Raw genomic sequence first — 23,036 nt, 5'->3', positions numbered from 1 at the left:
ATTCCTCCTAACTGCCCAATATCTCATCCAGCTTCAGAATACCTACCAGTCCGTCTTCTTGTTGACCGATCCCTTGAAAGAACGCCTCACGGTAATGTCCATGTCCTTCAGAAGGCGGATGAATCTCCGAATAGGTGGTCACTTTATTGACTCGATCAACAATTAGGCCGATATATTCTTCCCGGTAACGAACCACAATAATTCGTGTGGCTCTGGTTTCAGGTTCATCAGGCATGCCAAGTAAGCTGCGCAGACTCATTACACAAACAACTTTACCACGCAAATTCATGACACCTTTGATTTCAGGCCGGCTGAACGGGATATCCGTGATACTGAGCATTTTGATAATCTCATGAATCTCTTCTATGCGAATTGCACAGGTCTCTGCGCCAACAGCCAGTTCAATATATTGTTCTTTCTGAAGTGAAGACATCATTTCACCCTCAATTCGTTGTAGTTACTGGGTTTTGAAAGCTGCTGCAGATTTCGCAAGCTCTTCAGCCAGATGTGCCAGAGACTGACAAGTGGCCGCCGTTTCTTCTGAAGCAGCCGCAGATTCCTCACTGGAAGCCGAGATGGATTCCACCGAGCTCATAACTTCGGCTGCCTGAGCCGCTTCTTCTTCACATGCGGCCGCAATCTCATTCACTTTCTGTGATGAGTTGTTCACCATCTCAATAATTTGATCAAAAGCAACTCCCGTTTTGGAAGACTGCTCCACGCTGTCAGCAACAGCCTGTACACTTTGTCTTGTATTTTCCTGCATCACTTTAATAATCGTTGTAATCTCTTTTGTTGCTTCACCGCTTCGTTCAGCCAGCTTGCGAACTTCGTCCGCGACAACGGCGAAACCTCTGCCTTGCTCTCCTGCACGAGCCGCTTCAATCGCAGCATTCAGTGCAAGCAGGTTCGTCTGTTCAGCAATATCGTCAATGACTTCGATAATGTCGCCAATTTTGCGTGAATCCTCTTCAAGCTTCGCCATCTTCATATTTACGGCCTGCATACCTTCCAGAGAAGTTTGTACCACATGACCGCCTTCACGTGCCGTTTTTACGGTATCATTAGACAGTTCCGCCGCTTCTTCAGCGCTAGCAGCCACAGAATTAATCGCGAGTGACAACTCCTTGAACAATTCGGAAATGTTGCTTGCCTCGCTGGATTGGCTTGTGCTGGTGCTTGCAATTTCCTGTGTACTTGCGGAGATTTGCTCCGAGGACGCCGCAACACTTTGGGAGTTCATCACAATGTTGTTGATTAACGTTCTCAGATTATCCACCATACGGTTAAGCGCTACTGCCAATTGACCCACTTCATCTTTGCTGGAGATATCTGATTTAAGCGTCAGGTTACCACCTGCTACTTCAGTTGCCAGATCAAGCATTGCCATAAGTGGTCTGGAGATGGACCTGGAGATGATAACGCCTATCAGGATGCTGAAAAGCACAGAACCAACCACCATGATAATGGTTACCGTAAGGGCATTACTATAAGCCTGCTCGGACTTTGCATTATTTTGTTGTGCCAGATTTACATTAAGTTCAACCAGACTGGACAATGTTTTTACAACCTCGTCACCAGGCGGTTTGAGAGTCACTTTCAAAAATTGGATAAAACCTGCGTCATCGTTCGAAAGTGCAAGCGTAACACCTTGATCATATAATTTCATGTAATTTTCATACTGACTTTCTAGTTTACGAAACATCTCGCTTTCTTCTGCTGTTGTGGCAAGTGGTCGATAGGTTGCAAACCGTTCTTCCAGACTTTGACGAATCGAAGCAATATTTTCAGTGACCCGCGTTTGCTCTGCTGCTGCTGTTTCATAATTCAAATCACGAATGTTAACCCGCAATCTTTGATAATCAACTTGAGCGGAGGTTAGCTCTCTGACTGAAACTAAATTGTTATTATACAATTCCTCCATACGATCATTCGTGTCTCTCAATGTGAATATCGAATATATTCCCAGAGTCGCCAAAACTAAGGATACAACCAAAAACGCTGAAATAATCTTTGTTGCTGTTCTCAAATTACTGAACCATTTCATATGATCTCCTCCTAGTGTTTTTGTCCAGTTATGTAGTTTAGCTTTCTAGCCCCTTCCCCAGGCCGAGCCCTAGACAGTATAAGATCTATTTCGACAGAAAAGTAATAAAACTGAATAGATTGTTTAAATATTTGTAATTTTTCACTTTTATGCATATTTTTTTTGAATATAAAGACTCTTTTAATTTTAATATGTATAAATATCATCTTTTATTTACATACCATTTTTTCGTTTTCGCGAAAAATAAGCTCTATCAAAGATATTACCTCAAATCCATTATATAATCATTTTGAACTACTTTTTATTTATACCAGTACTATATTTCTTAATGTTTCTTAACATTTCTTAATACTTCTTAATAGTTCTTTCGTCTTATCTAAACCAAAAATCTATTAGCATTTGATTGGCTACAGGATAATAACTTTACATTTTTGTAATCATTTTCATTTCCCGAAAAAGTAAAGACCCAAATTTGAGATTCAGAAAAAAATAATCAAACTCTCTGAAAAGAGAGCTTGATTATTCATTTTAATCTCTATTCCAGCTCTGCCAAACACTTCTCAATGCGCTTCGGGATGAGCTTGAAGAGCTTGTCCCAAGTTATAAACATCTCCGGCTTCCATATGTACTCCTCAAATTCCATGCTTGGAATAAAGGCTTTTGTTTGCAGATAAGCTTTCACTTTCTGATCGATCTGCTCGTTCGTTTGAAAATAATCTTCAAACATCTCATTTACAAGCAAACCTGCTTCTCCTGCATCAGGACCGGCGGCTGTATACAGGTTTGGCAGTAACTCAAACACCACTGGTAGCGGTGAGAATGCATGTTTCCCCGGCTGAGAGTACAAGCATACCCGCTGACCTATCAGGTTGGTCTTCTCTTTTAACAATCCTCGTAATATTCTGCCATGGAAGCTGGCCTCACAATCCACGACTTGCCCGTCATGTCCCACATGAATCCAGACATGTTCCATCTCATAGAGGTGACCAATCTCGTAATCCCACCAAATTGCATATTCGATCACATATTGAACGATTTCGGTCGGAAATTGAATCTCTCTGTGGAAAGAAGAGGATGGTCCAGGCTGTTCAAACAAAGAGACCCCTACCAGGTCAGGGTAAAACGGTTCATTTCGATCAAACAGGACAATAGGGGCATATCTCAAAGAAACTTCAAGCATTTCAAGTTCTGACATTGACATTTAAGCTGCCTCACTTTCTATGTGTGACTTCTCTGCGAAGCGATAAGAGATATGCTGGCTCGTCTCTTGCGAAGCAGTATCCCATTCAATATTAATCATTCATGCAGAAACCTGCAAGCCGAAGGCTGTGGCCGCAGGTTTTGGTCAATAATGATGTAGTTAAACATAGGTTTGAGGCGTTTCATTCAGGCTGTGCAGTTGTCTTCGTGGATAAAGGCTTCGCTGCAGCCTTTCCTTTCGTGGATTGATCCAGAACTGCACTGTCACATCCAATCGGAGGGCCAAGGATTGCATCATTTTTAATTGAAGCAACCGCTTTGGCGTAAGCCTCTTCATCCAGACAATATGCGCGATGAGCCACCTCAGGTGGTGTAGCAGCAAGAAAATCTGCGCCAAATACAATATCAGGCGTCGGCTGATCAAAAATGGTCAGCACATACACGTCATCTGTCTCGGCAATAAACCAGTGAAACCAGCCTTTGGGAAAAACACAAACCTGGCCCGGCTTCAGATGATATGTAATGCGTTCGCGCGTGAACGGATTAAACACTGAAGCTGTGATCTCTCCCGTGATTACAATTACCATTTCCGTTACATTGGTGTGCCAATGGGGCTGCACGACAGTGCCTTTGCTCAGATATACGTTAAAAAAACCATTCGCAATGGTTGGCAACTGTTCCCCAAAAAGCTGTGTGACATAATTCTGCGGGTCTCTTCGGTAGTTTACAACAGCATTGGAATCTGCGGCTAATGGAACGTTTGGGGACTGCAAGATCGGATTAATCATGAAGAAACATCTCCTCCTTAGGCATACATCTCGTCGTTGTACTGTATGCGGAGAAAACCACGATTAACACTGCATCCGAGCTGTACAACCTTAAAAGAAATTGCCTTGCTATAATCCATCAAATCTTCCACAGTCCGTATGACAGAAAAACAGCCTCTCCCTTCAGTCAGGGTGAAGCTGCAATCTTTCTTATGCTCATCCAATCGAAACGATTTACGAAGTCTCAACCGCTGTTCCGCAATAGTCACAATCCGCCGATTGCTGCCGATATACCTTTACCTTAGCTCCACACCCCGTGCAGGTTACTGAAACTAGTCTTGGTGCTTCTTCAAAATTTCCCTCCAGCTTTTCTTCATCTTCTTTATCATACTTATCACTGTTTATATTTATCTCTGTATAGCTTGAGTGACTATAACTATCTCCATTGTCATGATCTCGATATGAATCAATCCGATAGTTCCCGCCATATAACTTTTTTTGAGGAACCTTCTTTTTCTTAAGCAATTGGATAGCGGAAAATATAACAATAAATTCAACAAGGATAAATGCCCATATTGTTCCATTTTCAGTATCCATAAATGCGATCGCTTGAACTATGGCATAAATTATTAATAGTATTCCAAAAAACTTCCTCAACGCACATCCTCCTAATTGCATTAAGTTATGCAACCCTATGAAATTCGCATCGTTGTTCCACAATAGTCACAATCCGCGGCCAGGTTCGGATACACCTTCACTTTCGCTCCGCATCCCGAGCAGTTAACTGAAACCGGTTCTTGTGGCTCATCATAGTCATCTTCATAATATTCGTCCTCGTAATACTCTTCTTCACGATCATAGTATTCGTAGTATTGATCCGATTGCATTCTTGCTTTTGGTCGAGCACACAGTTTAATTCCAGTAACGAGCACGACAACGCCAGGAATAAATAATATAATCGTACTTATAATTGCTACATCTGCTCCCTGGGTTAACAACAATAAAGAAAGCAGTATGGTTAATGACGAGATAATGATTAAAATAATCCCGAAAAACTTTTTCACTACTTTTCCCTCCTTATGCCGGATTATGATTTATGGATTAGAATCTGTTGATTTCTCTCCCGTAGTCGAGACTGTAGACGAGATATTTGCATTGCCAACCGCCCACTATCCATCACTTCTCCTGCCCCATACTGTGATGCCAGTTCCTCATTCAACAATTCAATATCCATTAAAATTTGACGATCTGCTCGCTCCATCGAAGCAGGCGTGATCGGATCACTGTATTTCACCAGCTCGATCATCGACTCTACAGACTTTCTGTTTCTGTCATAATCTACACTCGGATTCGATGGATTCTGCATCGTATTGAGCAGCTGCTCCAGCGCTTGTTCAATCGAACTCAGATTAGCAACGTTGAATTGCTCAAGGCTCTCGTGCTGGCTTGCCGACCGAATGTAAATCAAAAGAATAGCACACAACATGAAAGCGACAGCTGCTGTTACGACATGCAATAGGACAAACCAGCGCAGTCCTTGATCAGCAAAACCCGTGAACAAGCCATAGAAGATCACACATCCCAAATAAATGACCAATACCGTACCTATAGCGATGTAACCAGGGACGAACCTTCTAAACCGCTCCATATTTTGCATCACATAACGAACAAACAACCACAAAGCTGTAATCGCAGCATAAGACGCGACTAGATTAATCCAGAATGACATCCATATCAAGCCGCCAGCGAACACCGTAAATGAGACAAGAGAAGTCAGCACCAGGCATACGAGATAGATGACATCTAAAATAAATATATTACTTCGTTTCATCATCCTAGGTCCGCCCTCCTTGTTGCAGATTGTTTCCGCATTCCAGGCAAAACTTCTGACCAGGCTTAACTTCGTGCTGACATTGACTGCACTTTAAAACTAAAGCTTTACCACAGTTACCACAAAATTTCGTATGAGGTGTGTTCATATGATTACAATGGGGACATGCGCTCGGCATCGGTTCACGGCACTGAACACATTCAATCGCATGCTCTGCATTATCTGCTCCACATGAAGGACACGCATGATACTTATCACCGCAATTCGGACAGAAACGGGTCCCCTTCTGCATCGATTGCCCGCAGTTATTACATTCCGTGGTCATGGCTTTAACAGCCAAGGACTTGCCACATTGACTGCAGAAGGCGCTTTGCTGCTGATTCGGATGATGGCAGTGCGAACATAAGTGTACAGAAGGTGTCTCTGTTGTAGACATCACTTTGGACATCTGAGACATCTCGCTGCTGAATGAACCACCCAAACCAACGCCCATGCCCATGCCAAGACCTGCGCCCATAATGTCGGACTGCATGCTTCCTTCATTTTTGGCTGCACCTTCAAGGGTATCAAAGGAACGCTCCTGCTGATACGTGTATCCGATAATATCCATCTCGGCTTTGCGAGCGAGGGCTTCCCTTAAACGAATGACGGATGGATCTTCCTCAGGCAGATTGACATTGTGAATGTACAGGTTGATCAGCTCGATGCCGAATTCTTCAAATGCAGAAGTAATCGTATCTGCAAAATGTCTGGATATCTCCGCAATATAAGCATTAATCTCTAACACGCTTACTTTTCTATGTATTAAATAGGAGGATAACATCGAGTTGATGTTCATGATAATCAAACCACGGAAGTAATTGATTAGATTTTGCTGATTAAACTCTGGCAGTGTGCCTACCAGTTTGATTAGAAATTTTCGTGAGTCTGCAATCTTGATCCCCATCTGCCCAAAGGCTCTGACCGGAACGATAATATTATATTTAGGGTCCTGAATCTGAATCGGATTGGCCGTGCCCCATTTAACATCTAGAGCGTTAACCTGATTCACATACCACACTTCTGCTGCAAAAGGAGATTTCCCGCCGAACGGCAGATTAATCAATCGGTTCAGGATAGGGATATTTGCTGTGCTTAACGTATGTCTGCCCGGCCCGAACAGATCAAGAGCCCTTCCATCCTTAAATAGAATAGCCTGCTGAGATTGATTAACAATCAACTGGGTCCATGTTCCCAATTCACTCTCTGGATGCTTCCAGGCAAACACATCAGGAGAGCCGTCGTACTTGATTACATCAATAATAGCCATATGTGTGTATTCCTCACTTCAAATTTAATAACTTTTGCTTGGTCTTGTCTGTCTCTGATCACCATAAAATAACATTCTGCGTCATTTTTCACTATCTATCTTATTTTTTCATGTTTGAGCATTGCTATTTTACCATTTTCAACCCTCTTTCGCACTAGTATAGTTCATATTTCGTGAGAATTTTTTCCTATTTGAGCACATTTAAGAGAAAACATGAAAAACCTCTTGCATTCACAACGTTGTGAGGTAAGAGGTTTTCAAGTTATAGATTAAATTCTGCTAATTCAGAAGACGTTCCACATAGACCGCAGGTTCAGCCAGAAATTGCTCAAATGAACACAAGGTACCGTGCTCTTTGTGTTCAATATCAGCATAACCGATCATTTTTTTGCTTGGGTTCCACACAATGAATAGATGAGAATACTGATCCAGGTTAGAGGATAACCGCAGCAGCTTCTGTCTCCCCATTTTCATCTCAATCGTATCCGTCAATGAAAAAAATTCAATATACCCGACGCCAGCCGGGCGCTCCGGTAATTCCATTCTATGCGGACCTTCCGTTAAAAAATGGATCAAGGCTGCTGGCAGCTTATATGATTTTAACGTATACAGTTTATTGCTCAGCTCATGAAACTCTTCAGGCTCAAGCGCCTTCAGATACGCTGCCAGTTCGGTGTTTTTCTGACTAACGGCAATCGTATAAGCCCGCTCTCCATCGGTTTCCTGCATCGTCACATCTGCCCCGTGTTCAACAAGATATGCAACCATTCGCATGTTATTGTGACGTACAGCTACGGTGAGTGGTGTTGCCTTGTACGGATATACCATGTCCGGCTCGTTGTAGTTGACATCTACACCCTCGTTCAACAAATACTGCACGGTCTTCATATCATGATCAGACACTGCCTTGCGCAGCGTCTTGCCGCCATATTTTCGGATATCCAGCCCGAGCTCTTTCAGCACCGCGATATTCTTTTTATTGCCGTAGTAGGCTTCGTCATATGCACTTGATTTTACACGATTCAATCCGTTTAATTTGGCCCCCTGCTCATACAAATAACGAATTGTATCTGCCCCGCACCAGCGCGCTGCATAGAGCATAGCCGGATTATTTTTGGTATTAAGCTCAGCTCCACGCTCTACAAGCAGTCTGACTACCTTAGGCTGGTTACAGATCAATGCAAGTTCAAGCGGAGTAAGTTCAGTATGATTGCTCAAGGATATTTTGTCTCCAAGGCCCATGCTTGGATCTAAAAATTTTTCCACACCTGCAACATTCCCCTCATAGATGGCAAGAGCTTGGTCAGGCAATGTTTGGAACGTTCCTTGATTACCGATTTTATACAAAAGGCTAACCTCCTTGTAAAATACACCTCGTCACATCACAACAATTCGCGTTAGATATGAAAAACTTTGAGATGCATCACTGATTATGCTAACATAATGGGCAACGATTTTCATTTCTACATTCACAACTACACTTACAGGATCGCATAGAAAGGACACTATGAATCTCTCAACTCTTCAACATACATTGGCAAAATCAATTCCACCGCTCGATCTGCGAAGCTGTCTGATCAGTATGCGCAGCGAGGTGGTCTACACGCATTATCGCAATACACAAGCGGAGACACATATCGCCAAAATCAATTCATGTACGAAGAGCTTTGTCTCCGCGCTCATCTGCATTGCTATGGATCAGGGCTTGCTCCCCGAAGCAAGCACACCGATATCCACCTTTTTCCCGCAGCTTGCCTCTGATCCTGATCCGCGTAAACCAGCCATTACACTGGAGCAACTGCTTACGATGACTGCCGGATTTAACTGGGACGAGTTCGGTGGTCAAAATTCGTTTCCACGTATGACACGAACCGAGCACTGGGTTGATTTTGCTTTAGCGCAAAGCTTGCGTCATAAACCAGGCACACACATGGAATATAACTCAGGTGTCTCGCAGATACTTTCCGCCATCTTGATGCAGTGTACAGAAATGAGCGTGGCCGCGTATGCGGAGCGTTACCTGTTCGGCCCTCTCGGTATTCACGATTATGAATGGGAGCAGGACCCTCAGGGGGTACATACAGGTGGATTTGGGATGAAGCTGCTGCCGGCTGATTTGCTTAAGTTCGGACAACTTTTCCTTCAGCAAGGACGGTGGGAAAAAGAACAGCTCATATCCAGCGACCTGGTCCAACGTTCCACGCAGCCTTTTATTGCGGTGTCCCCTCCCAACCACGGCAGTTATGGCTGGCACTGGTGGGTGGATCAATACGAGCCTGCAAAAGTAAACGAGAACATTGCCGGAAGCCCGGCATTAGATAACACCTCTGCAGAACAACATCGTCCGCTGCACTATTACTATGCCAGAGGATTCGGAGGGCAGTATGTATACGTTGTTCCCGAACTGGAGCTTGTAACCGTGCTGACCAATGATAAACGCAAAAAAGAAAAGCCCCCACTGGATGTATTTCCAAAATGGATCGTTCCAGAACTATGGAAACTCGCTCGCTTATAAGGCAACAAATCTGCGGATTAGGCATACCTTGTCCAGCGATCTTCCGGGTAATTTACCGAGGGTTTACGAAAGCTGCACCCACGCTGCACTCGAAAGATATGCCCTCCCTCACCCGTCAAAGCTGTTAAGCTGGAACACGGGTAAGCGTGAGGGCCTTTTTATTTTTTCAGCATCTGCTCTACTGCCAGCGTTACCGGATATGGCCCCGACTCTTGATTAGATATGACCACAAGCTGCACCCCGTGCTCCGGATATACACCTGACATAAAGGACACGCCCGGATCAAAACCCATCACATGGTATTTAATCGTCTTCTCTGCCTCAAGCTCCAGCCAGACACCCAGGCCATAATACTCCTCATCCTCATCATGCGCGTGTGGTGTTAACAAGTAACTTGTCATCTTTTCACTCAATAACGTATGGCTCAGCAAAGCATCCCAGAAACGCAGCATATCCGGTGCAGTCACATATGCACCCCCATCTGCTCCTCCTTGTACGGGAATCGAAAAAATATTGCTTGTCCATCCCCCATCTTCAGCGTCAATATATCCCGTAGCGGTATTACGCGGAAGCTGATCTGTGCGAAAATAACCTGAATCCTGCATACCGCATCGTTTGAAAATATGCTCCTGCACATAGCTGGCAAAGGAAACGCAAGCATGTTGTTCTACAATAAGCCCCAGCACGATATACGCTGCATTGTTATAGTGGAATCGCTCCCCAGGCGCAGACTTCATCGGCAGCTGCTGGAACATGGGCAGAAAATCACGAAGCTGCTGCATCATGTATACCGGCCTGTCTTTCCACAGCTCCGAAAAATCATGCATAACTTCCTCATCAAAGTAATCGGGTATGCCCGAAGTATGAGTCAATAAATGATGCACCGTAATCTGCGGGTCCCATGCCGGAAAAGTTACATTCAGAACATCCTGTAATCTGGACTCTAGTGAAAACTTCCCTTGTTCTACCAACTGAGCTATACTTACCGCTGTAAAAATCTTACATCCCGAAGCGATGCCAAAACGTGTATTCACATCATTCAGACGCTCATCACTGCGATTCGCATATCCTCTCGCTAATTGAAACAGCGTCTGACCATTCTGCTTGCACAGAACAACGCCTGAGAAATCGTTTTGCTCCATAACCTCTTTCACTTTTTCCATGGCCCTCTTATGATCCAGCATGTTCAATTCACCTGCACCTTCTTGTGATTAGTTGGTTCGTTCATCCCGTTGACCCGACTCTCTCGCATGAATCAAATAATATAACGAGAGATAGATTGTAATCAGGAACGTTGCAAAGAACATACAAAATGCCAAGGAAGACCGGCTTACACTTTCATGCATCAATTGCAGCAGTGTCTCGCGATTCGTTAGTGCATCCCAGCTGTTTAACCGATACACACGCCCAAGCAAAACACCATAACTGGCCAGTGCCGTTCCTCCTAATACAAAAATCCAGGAAGCTGCACGCCCCAAGCGTTGATAGATCACACCCTGAAGCTGATACATGGAGAAGAAACCAATAAGCAAACCTGTCCATACAAACATCAGCACAACACTCAGATCATACCAGTAGTTGAAGCTCACACTGTTTCCAATAACGTATCTTGCACTTCTGGAGGACAGATGAAGCAAATCCGTAACGATATACGATGAGTTCGGGAAAAAGAGCAGCCATAGCATGCCGCTTGGAATCGCAAGCCATATCGCTAATTTCCATTTCAATTGGCTGAGCCCATAGGTTATGGATGAGAATATAAAAGGAAGCCAGCCCAGAAACAGATTCCAGATCAGGAAGCGGAAATACCGCTGATTCAGCCAATCGGCAGCCACGTAGTATAAGGCCACTGTAACCACCGTGACTGCACTGAGAAAAATAAACATGTGCAACCCATTCAGTTTTTTCAAAGCATACAACCTCACTTGTTGTAAAATCCAAATCATACTTCAATATTTACATATATTTACCACTTCACATTCTACTAGCATCATACCATATCTATCTGAGCGATCTCCATTTTGTAAAAGAAACGCCAAAATATAAGACACTCAGATGAGTGTCCGTATCCATGTATGATTTAATTTTCACAACCAATTTGTGTTGATATAGACAAGACTCCAGTGAGAGGCGATGACTACGAACTTCAATTTTTTCTATGTTCTCATGTTCACAACTTTTCTGCTTGCGCTCTGACCGACACCAGTTTATCAGGGTTCTTATCCCCAGATTTTTCTGTCTTCATCGTTTATGCTTTTTCATCTGAATTCTGTTGCACAGGAAGCTCGGTGTAGTAAGGGCACCCTGGCTCATGGATAATACGAGGGTCAACCCACGTGCCCCAGTATGGGAGGCGATTTACATAAGGCGGTACATGGGGTGCGATGTTTGGCTGCACATTAGGCTGTGGATTAGGTTGCATGTTGGGTTGCATGTTGGGTTGGATGTTCGGTTGCACATTAGATTGTAAATGAGGCTGCGTATTGGGTTGCACATTAGGCTGGATATTAGGTCCAACATTAGGCATCGGGTTCGAAGCAGGGGCCGTTTGCGTTTTGCAATCCGAAGGAGGGCCGATGATCACCGTTTTCTGTATGGGGGCGAGAGTCTCCTGCACTTTCTGTTCGTTCAGACAATACGTATGAGCCAGCACGTTGGCAGGGGTCAGCCGCAGAATATCGGAGCCAAATATCGCTTCAGGCACAGGTGCATCAAAAATGGCAAGCAGATGTGTGTGATCTGCTGTCGCCACTTCATAGTGCCACCAGCCTTGGGGGACGTTAGCAGTTTGCCCGGGTGTAATCGGGAAACGAAGCAGTTGGTTCGTAAACGGATTAATGAGGGAGACCACCGCTTCACCGCTAATACAATAAACAAGTTCGGTTGCATTTTGATGAATGTGAGGTTCAACGACATTTCCTTTACTGAGAAAAATATCAAGCAGCGATGTGTTACCTAATGTGTTCAGCTGTTTTACTGAAAGTGCGTTAATGTAGTTATACTCATCCTTCTTAAATAACGGATTTTTGCTTAGATCATAGGTGAATTGTGTGGTTGGTAAGGTGTAATCCATATATGAGGTTGCCAAAATAAAACGCCTGCCCTTCGCTCTCGGTTTAGATGCCTATATCCTCAGCTTATGCCCATAGCCCATTTCCGTGAGCCCAATTCACTCCCTTTAATATTGCTGTGTCAGCTGCTGCCCTTGCCGCATAGGCTGATATCATCCATTCAGACATTGGAGGCTAGTTATATGTCGTATGTACCGGGTTCAACAACAACCCAACAACCTGTTACTTATCCGTATTATCCGCCACCACCGCCGTATCCTTATCCGTACCCTTATCCCTATCCACCAGTAGTTCCTGTTCCCCTGCCCTTTCCATATCCCATCGGGGGACCGGGGCCATGGTGGCATGGCGGATATCCGGGGCACTACCCTGGGCACTATCCGGGGCATTACCCGGGATATCCTGGCGGCCCGCACATAGGCAGCCCTGGAGGACCTGGTGGTCCGGGCGGTCTCGGGGGAGCCGGGGGACCCGGTGGGCCTGGAGGTCCCGGCGGGTTCCATGGTCATCGTTTTTTCCAGTGGTAACACCTGAAAGTCCAAACGTTTAACCCAACAAAAGGCATCACGCAGGAGCTATGGATTAAGCTCCTACCGTGATGCCTTTTCATCTTCTTTATTTTCTAGCCGCATTTCAATGTACAAGGTGCACTTAGTATTCAATAGCATCCAGAAGGTTCAGGTTGCGGTTCGACATTTGAAGCAATTCTGTAAAGGAAGCAGCCGCATAATACACAAAGTCCGGATCATGGACATGCATAATAATCTGCCCGTATGTACCTGCCTCCGCCGGATCAAAATCAAACAACAGATAAATTGAACCGCCAGCCATCGCGGCAAAAGGAATCCAGGAGGTGTTGAATAAATACGGCTTGATCTCCGGGTCCAGCTCACGAATTTCTTCAGCCTTATAGTGCTCCTCCAGCCTCTCATCCACATCGCAGAAAAATCGCTTGGTCTCCTGCATCTCCTCCAGCGACATCAGATAAAACGGAAGACAGCGCCCCTGCTCCGCATCCCCTGGATACAGCACATGCAGACCATAGCCACTACCATTGGTATGACGGTAAAAAGCCCGAAAATCCTCAGGCAGGCGAACATTATACTGCTGCTCGAACCTTTCCAGTTCTTCCTCTGCCACCCCTTCCAGCTGAAGGTAACGGTCATATAACAGACGAATCTCTTCATCCTTAATTTTATCGTGCAACAGCTGATTCATCTCATCCCGTAATCTGTCGATAATCATATGTAGCTCAGACTTCATACCCCTTCCCCTTCCGTGATACCGCTATTTTGTATATACTGCTCATATTCCCAGAAGGCCTCCTGCTCTCCGCCATCTTCGACCAAAATCATGACTGCATACGAGAACATACTGAGCCACTGCTCCATTACGGCCACCTGCTCCTCCGAGATCAGATGATTACTGCGAAGCATGCCTGCCGGTTCAATCGCCCAGGCTCTCGCCAGATGAGTAATGCTCCATAAACAAGCTATTACCTCGCGATTCAACGCCGGACGAGCAAGCTCCGGGGCCAGCACGCGTAATATGCTCATCAGCTCATGAAAGTTCTCTTCGATTAAATGACCGCGAAAGGGCCGAAGACTACCCAGAAAACCTTGCTCCACTTTAGGATGAGTTACATCATCACAAGCGAATGCGTGGCATTTTAATAAAAAAACGGCCTCTTCGCGTTCCATGTCTATCATCCTCCAGCCTGAAATCTCTCATTCGACATTACCAGCGCAGCGGCTCCTCATCACGCCACAAAACATAACGCTCCAGTTCACGCAGTGTGCCTGTGCCTATGCCGTATTCATCCATACTTTGCGAACACAGATCAAGAAGATGCAGCATACCGCCATATGTTCCGATTGCAAGCTGTGATTGATCAGGAGATACAGCCAGAGAATAGATCGTTGAGCCGACAAAATGCCGCCAAAGCTCCTGCCCTGCATTGTTGATGCAATATAAATAACCGTAAGCATCACCAATGATCATACCTGCTTCAATCTCAACCATCGTATATACACGAGCGTTCTCGTCCAGGATCGGCCATTCTTCCGAGTCTTCATGACCCTCCATATCAGCTAATCGAAGCTGAATGGTGACTCCGTTATAGAAATGACATGCATTAAACCAGACATGCTGATGATCCCGGCTGAATGCTGCACAATGCGGATAACTGGATTGCGGCTCAATCTGAACTATTTTGTTCATTTTCCGATCCATAACGGTATGGCTGCTCATCTGGCTGCCCCATGCAATCCAGCGTTCGTCATACGAAACAGCAGCATGCCCCATGGATAAGCGGGTATCTTCATATTCGTACTCTTGAATCTCGGCCACATCCGGATGAAGAATCGTTGCCTTCGCCTGCTCAATCAGGTATATCCCCAATTCAGACTGAAGCAGTAACGTCCGCCCATGGTCAACAGGTATCAGCTTTTCTAACGTATATTCGGGATGCGTTGAGTCCGCAAGGGATTCAATTCCGGGTAAAACGGCCCTGATATTCTCCTGGATCTCACTCCAGTGATACAATGCCACCTGTTCTCCTTCCAGCCTGCAGTCAGGTTGACGGATGACACGGACCCCTTCGCTATTCGCGAGAGCAATGTACATTCCATCTGGCGAACTGCCTGCAAATGCTGCATCCGGGCTGCGCCACCAGCCTTGCTGATCCATCGTGTACACTTGGCCCTTATTCGACGACAAACCTGTATTACAGAGAATCGTTCCCTCTTTCAGATAACCTGCAACCTGAACCGCCTGCATCGAATTTTGAAAATGGTTGCTCAGCGGCCAGGTTGCTGCCGGCAATTCCTTGCGAAGCCGTTCCACTTCCCCATGAAGGTTGGCCTGCTTCACCATTTTCATTACTTTGGCACTGATCGTATGACGAGTATCATCTGAAAGCTCGGATTCGTCTGGCTGCTCGCCCTGCAGCATGCTGCGGACAAATGTGTTAACATCGTCTGCATACCGCTTTCCTTCCATACGCCATTTCTCAGCAATCTCTGTATTAAGCCAGCTCATGCCTCTTCTCCCCCTTATTCTGTTCGCTGCTTCACTTCCGCACAATAATGTGCCAGCAGAAACTGTCGTATCTTCCGTATGTCCAGAGTTTCCTGCACTTTCTTTTTCTGATCCTCTGTCTCCTGTTGCACTTCTGCTTCCTCAAAAAACAGTGCAATCTCTCGTCCATAGGCATAATTAAAGCGCACATACCCACCGATTGATGCTCGGAACAGCTTGCAGGTATATTCGTCTTCAATGACCAGATCCCACGAGAACTGCGATTGGCAAAGACCAGCCAGCTCTTTCATGGAAAGCCCGTTTTCTTTACCTGTATAATGATAAAAAGTATACTTCCGCTTCTCATTCCATGGTTCGTAATACGCGGGTCTAAAAGGCTCTTCCTTTTGATAATATCCACAGTAGATCTGATCCAGCATTTCAGCGAAGGACTGATCGCCGCACGGCCACAGCGTGATCTGTTCATCATGCCGTGGAAGCCAGATCAGCCCCTCCACCTGTGCATGAACAGCCAGAAAGTCTCCATCCACCGAAGTCCCGATACACACACATTCCTGCAACTGCTGCTGGTTGATTGGTGTTTCGTCTGTATGCTCCCAAAGATCATATTCCACAAATGGCTTCAAAACCTCAGAATCAGGTCGCTGCACATTCATCCAGCCTGAATATGTACCCTCCCCATATTGCTGCATCCAACGCTGATAGGCCAAAGGCAGACGAATGCTGTGCTTCTGCTCCACTTGCTGCAATTCTTGCATAGATACCGGCTTGAATACATGAGACACAATATACATTCGACAATCGCTCCTAGCGTTGAATTTTCCAACTTTCCCCCGGCAAAATCAGTTCCGTTACCACTTAGGCCAGCTCTTCCTGCACAATCTCGGTTTCTACACCTTTCCGATTACGAATGCGGATCGCAAATGCATCATAACCATTTCGCTTGACCTCATTAAAATGCACACGTTCTCCTGTAACCAGCTCATACGTCCCATCTTCCTCAACATCCTCGCCAAACTCCTCATCCCAAGGCACGTTGTAGAACGCTGTCAGATGAACTTCAAAGGTATCCTCACCCTCAACGTCCAGATAAGGTCGAAGGGGGCGATTGTTCACGTCTTCCTCGGGGTACGTCTCACACAGCATCGCATCATAGCCGTGCTTCGCCGCATCAATCAGCAGATAACGTTCTCCGGTAACGGTATGTTCGGCATAAACCAACAACGGTGTCATATCATGCCACAGAATCAGATCATCCTCATCTAGGTCACCATAATAAAAAATATGAAACTGATCATGTCCATCACGAGCCTGGAGCTTGCCATTCCATTCCACCTCATGAGCCACACCTTCGGTTTCGCTTTTCGTCAGTCCATCCAAGTATGATGGTCCATGCAGTACACCATACATATTCATCATTTTCCCTCCATTTTGTTCATTCGAATCGTTACCACTTTATGCTCTTCGTCCACTGTCAGTTTTACATCCACATGCAGCTTCTCACGAAACAACGCCGTAATGTTCAGATACGGGTCACGAGCAGGTCCTGAACCACGGTTGCTTGTGCGGCTCATGCCTTGATGAATGATAGACTTTACCAGGTTGTCATCACCTTTGCCCGTTTGTTCATAGGTGTAAATCACGTCTCCCTCACGATCCACCAGTGTCAGGAGGGTTACAAAGTCTTTGGCATTCTCGTATTTCTTCTCGGTTCGAACATACTTGTGCTCGGGTTGCAGATATTCCACTTGTCCATCCAGAAACGGGTTATCTCCTCCGGGTTTAACCTCATACTCTCTGTACGCCAATTGGAACAAGTTTTCAAGTCCACTCGTATCTATACGATAGTAGAGCTGACGATCTTCTCCCTTTTTATCCATCGCTGCAAAGCTGTTAGTGATCGGCCATGTCTGATACGATTTCCCCTGCACATCTACAGCAATGGCGTAATCGGATAACACCTTTTCCTTTTGAAATACACCATAAGTTTGCATAATAAAAAATCCAGGGATACACAACATAGCGATAACAAACAAAATAACACTGAATATGATTCGTTTTTTCAATGCTTCCCTCTCCCCGATTCAACTAATATCCACGATGTCTGATGCAAAGCTTAGAAGTTATGCTGCATTTTTGACAGCACACGGGTGACCGTTTCTCTGTTTTTGGCATCTTTAATATAAGCAGGAATGCTGTGCGAAGCTGTTTTGATCCATTTCCCTCCAGATTTCACTCGCAAGTCAGCCGATACATATGCAATCAGATAATTCAGATGCTCCCGGTTTACAGCCCAAATCTGCTTGCCCCGTACATGATCCAGAAAATATAACTCCAGATCAAAGAGAGGATCTCGGCCATTTTGAATTTCACGATAATAACCTCGGCTGGTTGGTCTTTTGTGCATCTCGGCCTGATTAATGGCTCCACAGTGTGGGCACGTAACATGTACTAGCGGATGGGATATCTGTTTCTCATCCGTTACCTCTACACTAATCCAACGCTCACATACTGCACAATATCCTCTGCCGGTATATTCGTAGTCTTCTTCTTTGACCGCCTGAGCGTAGCACTGGCTGCATCTCCACTGCACTTCGCCATTAGCGCATTCGATATAAGCGTGCCCTCCACATTCAGGACATTTGACATCAATTCGTTCACCACGATGCAGTACAGCATAATAGCTGTATTTATACGCCCCTTCATCCTCGAAACGTTTCAATTCAAAATCACCTCTTCCGTGAATCTGTTGCTGAATCAACCTCGTTTGCCCCATATTGTTCCATATAACCATCCCCCAAATTATATGAAACTCTCAACGCAAGCACAACAAATCCAGACTTGACCACTCAAAATAACATCCATAGTCCTACATAAGTGTGTGCCCCGTCACACCGATTACTTCATTGATGTCGTAATCTAGACTTAAGGATTCTTAAAATAATCATCTCTCAAGTACGTTTTTGTGAAAATCATCACTTGCTAGTTGAAAGGTCGTGAACGTATGCTCTTGTTTCCTAACATCTATAAATACACGTTGATTCTGACGATTTTTACAGCTGCACTCTCTCATTGTAGTTCCTCTAATCCCGTTCAACCCAACTTAAATGAAGAAGCCTTTTCCAGCACGGCGCCAAGTCAACCTCCCGTTGACCCGATTATTCGCAGAGAAGGCCAAACCGTATATATTGAGATGACCTCCCAAGTGACCGATATTGAAATTGCAAAAGGTGTGATCTATAACGCCTGGACGTTTAATGGAACTTCACCTGGCCCTGTCCTGCGTGTCAATGAGGGGGATACGATCGTTTTTACGTTAAAAAATAAAGATACCCGCATGAATCACTCGATGGATATGCATGCCGTTCATGCTTCTCCGAGCAGTAAATTCATTGATGTCATGCCAGGAAAAGAAGGCACTTTCACCTATCCAGCCTCCAATCCAGGCGTATTTATGTATCACTGCGGAAGCAAACCAACCCTCGCCCACATTGCCAACGGCATGTATGGCACGATTATTGTTGAACCCAAAGCAGGATACCCTTCGGATTATTTGGTTGACCGTTCCTATACTCTTGTGCAAAGTGAATGGTACAAAGAGCATGATTATAATTCTTTTGTAAATGGGGAACCCGAGTATGTCGTTTTTAATGGCAATACCTACACCCTGAAGGAACATCCTCTGCTAGCAAAGGTAGGAGATACCGTACGCCTCTATGTCAGCAACGCAGGCCCAAATGAAGTCTCTTCCTTCCATGTTGTAGGTACGATGATGGATCGGGTATACACGGACGGTAATCCAAGAAACATCGAGTATGGTATTCAGACCGTTTTGCTGCCAGCCAGCGGAGGCGCGGTCGTTGAATTTACCGTCACCGAGGAAGGTGACTATCCCATCGTAACCCATCAATTCAAACATGTAGATAAAGGCGCTTCTGCGGTGCTTCGTGTGACGAAGGATGGCAAAGATCACGGGGGTAAAACCATGTCTCATTAATGAAGAAAATCGTGAAGTGGAGTGATGCAATCCACAGCCTGAACATTACAACGTACAACCATTCATTATGCGAAACGAAGAGGTGACTATGAGATGATCTGTGACCACGAAAAAAACGATGGCTGTTACTCCAAAGTTTCGCTTTTTCAGCATCTTGATCCTGCGGACGCTGCATTGCTGACCTCTCTTCTCCATACTCGCAAATATCATAAAGGCGACTATGTTGTCCAGGAAGGCGAGCGTTCAGACACGCTTTTTGTAATACATCAAGGCAGTGTAAAGCTATCCAAATATAACGAGAATGGCAAGGAGCATATTATACGTTTTTTGTTCTCAGGTGATTTTTTCGGACAAAGTTCATTGTTACATCAGACACCACATCAATCCAATGCAGAGGTTCTTGAAACCTCTACGATATGCTCCATCCGGAAGCAGGACTTTGACCAATTACTTGAGCATGACTCCAAACTTGCTTATCATTTCCTGCTTGCCATCACCAGTCTGCTCAGTGAAACCGATGAATGGAATAGCTCCATTAGCGCAATGACGACGGAGCAAAAAATTGCGAAGCTGCTCCTTGATTTCCATACTCGAAATCATGCAAAGCATGAGATCCGCTTGCCTGTTTTCAAAAAGGATATGGCCTTACTTTTAGGGATTACACCGGAGACATTGAGCCGAAAATTAAACATCATGCAGCATCAGCAACTACTTCAAGTGAATGGCAATGAGATTCGCATTCTGCAGCTGCAGGAGTTGAAAGATATGATCACTTGATGCATTAATCGTCTGCTTGCATATGTAAACTATCTAATCTAGGTTGTGAGCATCGTCACAGTGAACGTCTGATTTACAGTATACAGTGGATAACAAGAGAAGATTTATCAGGAGGCTAACCCTATGACTACGATCGTTAAAATGGACAAAGAAATCATCATGCATAAAATGCAGGAGCTATGCTCCTTACTGTTACAGGATGAAGGCTATAAAGAAATGCGTGAGATGATCGATCAGTTTGCCGCAGACGAGCAAGCGACAGAACAATATGAACGCTTTATGGAGAAACATCAGGCACTCGAAGAGAAAGAGCGTCAAAATATTGAATTGCTTGAATCGGAGATCAAAATTTACGAAGAGGAAGAACGCGCGCTCTATGATCACCCGCTGATTCGCAGATTTATTTATGCGCAACGTGAGTTCAGCCAATTGCACCAGCAGATAAGCAACTATTTTACAAAATCCGTTGAATTAAATCGTCTGCCAGAAGCTAAAGAACTCGGTAAGGAAACCTGCGGATGCGGCGGAAGTTGCTCCGCCCACTAATTTCGGTTGTTGCTATAATCTCCTTTAACTTTCAAAAAAGAGTATCCATAACTCAGAGTACATCTGAGGGGATACTCTTTTGCTATCTTATCTATCTGAAATTATAAGGTTTCATGGATTTAGAGTTCGTTCTGACAGCATGAAAACATCTTGCAACTCAGATATCCAAAAGCAACGACACAAGCAATCCCATCGATGCGATTAATCCCACTACAGGGCCTCCCTCTTCAAAAGCCTCTGGCATCATCGTTGAACAAAGCATGGCTATAATGCCTCCTCCGGCAAAAGCACCAATTGCTGCCCCCATCTCCTTTGGAAGATGCTCCAGAAACAGGTACCCGCCCAATGCGGCAAGTGCAGAGATCAGCAATACACCAAGCCACATCAGTATAATTTTGCCTTTGCTATACTTGCTGTTCTTTAACCCTGCCGTACTGGACAATCCTTCCGGAATATTGCTGACAAAGATCGAGACCACCAGCACCACACTAACACCGTTACCAGCCAGCAAACTGGCACCCAGCATAATCGACTCGGGAATCGCATCCATCACCGTGCCTGCGAATATGCCGAGCCCGCTTTGCTGGCTGGAGTCTTTTTTGCTGGAACGTTTCCGATCCGAGCCACCTCTGGCCGATATAAGCCAATCAAACAGGGTATACACGACGGCTCCTGCGGTAAAACCGATCGCTGTTGGCAGCATGCCTCCATCATTCAAGGCGTCTCCCAAAAGCTCAAATGTTGCTGCACCAATCAACGTGCCTGTTCCAAAAGCCATAATCCAGCCAATGACCCTTTTCGGAATCTTCATAAATAAGGCGGCAAGTGCGCCGATGACAACCGCTGAGGCGGAGATGCCGCCCCACATCATTGCAATCCACATCCAGGTTGGCCCCTCCCTTGTTCAAGATTGTTTTATCTCCCATTAACCCCGGTTGACAGAATAAAAACAATCACCTGATTCAGTGGACTTTTTCTCATAAAATAATGGGTTAAACGAGCCGTTCCACCCTGCAAATCTTCATCAATTCATGTCAATCCGATGGCGGTGTGACCTATGTCACCTGAAGTGGACTTCAAGCACGTTATGATAAAATGATGTCATTTACAGCAGGATGAACCAGAGCAGGAACTGTACCGTTCCAATGATCTCGATGATCCCTACCTTCATGGGACGCAGGGTTTGACCTGCATAGCGGAATGTCCGTGCAGCGGAATAGACATAGGCCAGCCCCATCCATGGGTGCCCAACCATAGCCGGAATGAACAACAGTACAACATGGACAAGACGTGTCAACCGAATCCAACGTGGATTGCTACGTTCCCGAAAGACCGATTTCACAAAGAACGTACTTCCTGTAAAATGTAAAAAAGAAAATAACACCACGATGGCCATGCCATAGTCCCATTCACCGCTGCCAATCAAATAAGCTGCTGCTCCGCCAAGGGAGAACACCAGCATCGCACAAAGGTCATTGGTCAGCGACCTTTCAGCCTTATGTCTCACATGCCAAATGTTCACCAGAAGCAATCCAACTAATATAGGGCCAAACCATAACAGTGATGAATGACCAATAACAGCCGGAATGAGACAGAGTAGGGCAATCGTGCCGTATATGGCGGCCCATGTATATAAGCGCTGCCGATTCGCGTTCCGTTTGAGTGATTGCAGCAAAGGATATGCGGTCAGATATAAGCCAAGCCAAGCTATGAACAGAGGCACATGAAGCCACTGAGGGCTGCTAGCCGCCACTCCGACGAGAAAAGGCACACTGACCATCGCCCACCCTCCGTGCTCATGAGGGATAACGATTGGTTTTAGGTTTGCACTTGCGTTGCTTTTCAATTGAATCACAACCTCCGATCCGATCTGTTATTACAAAATGAGGCTTTAATCTCTGATGATACGAAGATCAAGCGAAAATATTAAATAGAAG

26 protein-coding genes are annotated in these 23,036 nt (G+C 45.2%); 5 read left to right on the top strand and 21 right to left on the bottom strand.

Annotation, left to right across the window (positions count from 1 at the left end; translation table 11 throughout):
* Positions 1-7: 7 nt before the first annotated feature.
* From HNR77_RS20475 to HNR77_RS20435, 9 genes are all read right to left on the bottom strand, one after another.
* On the bottom strand, positions 8-433 hold the full coding sequence (locus HNR77_RS20475; RefSeq protein ID WP_184188410.1) for a chemotaxis protein CheW: 426 nt from the start codon (positions 431-433) through the stop codon (positions 8-10).
* Between the two features lie 24 nt (positions 434-457).
* Positions 458-2,047 (bottom strand): methyl-accepting chemotaxis protein, encoded by a 1,590-nt coding sequence (locus HNR77_RS20470; RefSeq protein WP_184188407.1) that lies wholly within the window; start codon positions 2,045-2,047, stop codon positions 458-460.
* A gap of 535 nt (positions 2,048-2,582) precedes the next feature.
* Positions 2,583-3,248, bottom strand: coding sequence for a hypothetical protein (locus HNR77_RS20465; RefSeq protein WP_184188404.1), 666 nt, complete (start codon positions 3,246-3,248; stop codon positions 2,583-2,585).
* Positions 3,249-3,429: 181 nt separating this feature from the next.
* Positions 3,430-4,035 carry a cupin domain-containing protein gene (locus HNR77_RS20460; protein WP_184188401.1) on the bottom strand — a complete coding sequence of 202 codons (606 nt, stop codon included), beginning with the start codon at positions 4,033-4,035 and terminating at the stop codon, positions 3,430-3,432.
* A gap of 213 nt (positions 4,036-4,248) precedes the next feature.
* Positions 4,249-4,671: a hypothetical protein gene (locus HNR77_RS20455; RefSeq protein WP_184188399.1), complete on the bottom strand. Its 423-nt coding sequence runs from the start codon at positions 4,669-4,671 to the stop codon at positions 4,249-4,251.
* Between the two features lie 35 nt (positions 4,672-4,706).
* Positions 4,707-5,078 (bottom strand): hypothetical protein, encoded by a 372-nt coding sequence (locus HNR77_RS20450; protein WP_184188396.1) that lies wholly within the window; start codon positions 5,076-5,078, stop codon positions 4,707-4,709.
* Between the two features lie 23 nt (positions 5,079-5,101).
* Positions 5,102-5,848 (bottom strand): hypothetical protein, encoded by a 747-nt coding sequence (locus HNR77_RS20445; protein WP_184188392.1) that lies wholly within the window; start codon positions 5,846-5,848, stop codon positions 5,102-5,104.
* A 1-nt stretch (position 5,849) separates the two neighbouring features.
* Positions 5,850-7,154 (bottom strand): SPFH domain-containing protein, encoded by a 1,305-nt coding sequence (locus tag HNR77_RS20440; RefSeq protein ID WP_184188389.1) that lies wholly within the window; start codon positions 7,152-7,154, stop codon positions 5,850-5,852.
* A 279-nt stretch (positions 7,155-7,433) separates the two neighbouring features.
* Positions 7,434-8,501: an ankyrin repeat domain-containing protein gene (locus HNR77_RS20435; RefSeq protein ID WP_184188386.1), complete on the bottom strand. Its 1,068-nt coding sequence runs from the start codon at positions 8,499-8,501 to the stop codon at positions 7,434-7,436.
* 187 nt (positions 8,502-8,688) lie between these two features.
* Between HNR77_RS20435 and HNR77_RS20430 the strand changes: the two genes are divergently transcribed.
* Positions 8,689-9,669 (top strand): serine hydrolase domain-containing protein, encoded by a 981-nt coding sequence (locus HNR77_RS20430; RefSeq protein ID WP_311768655.1) that lies wholly within the window; start codon positions 8,689-8,691, stop codon positions 9,667-9,669.
* Positions 9,670-9,827: 158 nt separating this feature from the next.
* On the opposite strand, the gene HNR77_RS20425 is transcribed toward HNR77_RS20430, so the two are convergent.
* The 3 genes from HNR77_RS20425 to HNR77_RS20415 form a co-directional block, all read right to left on the bottom strand.
* Positions 9,828-10,853, bottom strand: coding sequence for a serine hydrolase domain-containing protein (locus HNR77_RS20425; protein ID WP_184188380.1), 1,026 nt, complete (start codon positions 10,851-10,853; stop codon positions 9,828-9,830).
* Between the two features lie 27 nt (positions 10,854-10,880).
* On the bottom strand, positions 10,881-11,555 hold the full coding sequence (locus HNR77_RS20420) for a DUF1361 domain-containing protein (protein WP_260410726.1): 675 nt from the start codon (positions 11,553-11,555) through the stop codon (positions 10,881-10,883).
* A gap of 362 nt (positions 11,556-11,917) precedes the next feature.
* On the bottom strand, positions 11,918-12,757 hold the full coding sequence (locus HNR77_RS20415; RefSeq protein ID WP_184188375.1) for a cupin domain-containing protein: 840 nt from the start codon (positions 12,755-12,757) through the stop codon (positions 11,918-11,920).
* A gap of 165 nt (positions 12,758-12,922) precedes the next feature.
* Between HNR77_RS20415 and HNR77_RS20410 the strand changes: the two genes are divergently transcribed.
* Positions 12,923-13,267 (top strand): hypothetical protein, encoded by a 345-nt coding sequence (locus tag HNR77_RS20410; RefSeq protein ID WP_184188372.1) that lies wholly within the window; start codon positions 12,923-12,925, stop codon positions 13,265-13,267.
* Between the two features lie 124 nt (positions 13,268-13,391).
* Here the strand turns inward: HNR77_RS20410 and HNR77_RS20405 are convergent, their stop codons facing one another.
* The 7 genes from HNR77_RS20405 to HNR77_RS20375 form a co-directional block, all read right to left on the bottom strand.
* Positions 13,392-14,003 (bottom strand): SMI1/KNR4 family protein, encoded by a 612-nt coding sequence (locus tag HNR77_RS20405; protein WP_184188369.1) that lies wholly within the window; start codon positions 14,001-14,003, stop codon positions 13,392-13,394.
* Complete coding sequence (locus HNR77_RS20400) at positions 14,000-14,440, bottom strand: hypothetical protein (protein WP_184188367.1); 441 nt, start codon at positions 14,438-14,440, stop codon at positions 14,000-14,002. Before HNR77_RS20400 ends, HNR77_RS20405 begins: the two co-directional genes overlap by 4 nt.
* A 37-nt stretch (positions 14,441-14,477) precedes the next feature.
* Positions 14,478-15,779, bottom strand: a complete 1,302-nt coding sequence (locus tag HNR77_RS20395; RefSeq protein WP_184188364.1) for a hypothetical protein — start codon at positions 15,777-15,779, stop codon at positions 14,478-14,480.
* Between the two features lie 14 nt (positions 15,780-15,793).
* Positions 15,794-16,573, bottom strand: a complete 780-nt coding sequence (locus HNR77_RS20390; protein WP_184188362.1) for an SMI1/KNR4 family protein — start codon at positions 16,571-16,573, stop codon at positions 15,794-15,796.
* Positions 16,574-16,637: 64 nt separating this feature from the next.
* Positions 16,638-17,195 carry a hypothetical protein gene (locus HNR77_RS20385; protein WP_184188360.1) on the bottom strand — a complete coding sequence of 186 codons (558 nt, stop codon included), beginning with the start codon at positions 17,193-17,195 and terminating at the stop codon, positions 16,638-16,640.
* Positions 17,195-17,845, bottom strand: coding sequence for a hypothetical protein (locus HNR77_RS20380; protein WP_184188358.1), 651 nt, complete (start codon positions 17,843-17,845; stop codon positions 17,195-17,197). Before HNR77_RS20380 ends, HNR77_RS20385 begins: the two co-directional genes overlap by 1 nt.
* A 50-nt stretch (positions 17,846-17,895) precedes the next feature.
* Positions 17,896-18,540 (bottom strand): hypothetical protein, encoded by a 645-nt coding sequence (locus HNR77_RS20375; RefSeq protein ID WP_260410725.1) that lies wholly within the window; start codon positions 18,538-18,540, stop codon positions 17,896-17,898.
* A 243-nt stretch (positions 18,541-18,783) separates the two neighbouring features.
* Here HNR77_RS20375 and HNR77_RS20370 point away from each other — a divergent pair, with 243 nt between their 5' ends.
* From HNR77_RS20370 to HNR77_RS20360, 3 genes are all read left to right on the top strand, one after another.
* Positions 18,784-19,776, top strand: coding sequence for a multicopper oxidase domain-containing protein (locus tag HNR77_RS20370; RefSeq protein ID WP_184188636.1), 993 nt, complete (start codon positions 18,784-18,786; stop codon positions 19,774-19,776).
* 93 nt (positions 19,777-19,869) lie between these two features.
* A complete protein-coding gene (locus tag HNR77_RS20365) occupies positions 19,870-20,553 on the top strand; it encodes a Crp/Fnr family transcriptional regulator (RefSeq protein ID WP_184188356.1) in 684 nt (227 codons plus the stop codon).
* Between the two features lie 123 nt (positions 20,554-20,676).
* Positions 20,677-21,099: a YlbF/YmcA family competence regulator gene (locus HNR77_RS20360; protein ID WP_184188354.1), complete on the top strand. Its 423-nt coding sequence runs from the start codon at positions 20,677-20,679 to the stop codon at positions 21,097-21,099.
* Positions 21,100-21,256: 157 nt separating this feature from the next.
* On the opposite strand, the gene HNR77_RS20355 is transcribed toward HNR77_RS20360, so the two are convergent.
* Positions 21,257-21,982, bottom strand: a complete 726-nt coding sequence (locus HNR77_RS20355; protein WP_184188351.1) for a ZIP family metal transporter — start codon at positions 21,980-21,982, stop codon at positions 21,257-21,259.
* A gap of 222 nt (positions 21,983-22,204) precedes the next feature.
* Entirely contained in the window at positions 22,205-22,945 is a 741-nt protein-coding gene (locus tag HNR77_RS20350) for a YwiC-like family protein (protein ID WP_260410724.1), read from the bottom strand.
* Positions 22,946-23,036 lie beyond the last annotated feature (91 nt).

It is taken from the genome of Paenibacillus sp. JGP012 (assembly GCF_014203995.1).
GTDB classification, from domain to species: Bacteria; Bacillota; Bacilli; order Paenibacillales; family Paenibacillaceae; genus Paenibacillus; species Paenibacillus silvae.
This window is presented reverse-complemented; position numbering and strand designations above follow the sequence as displayed.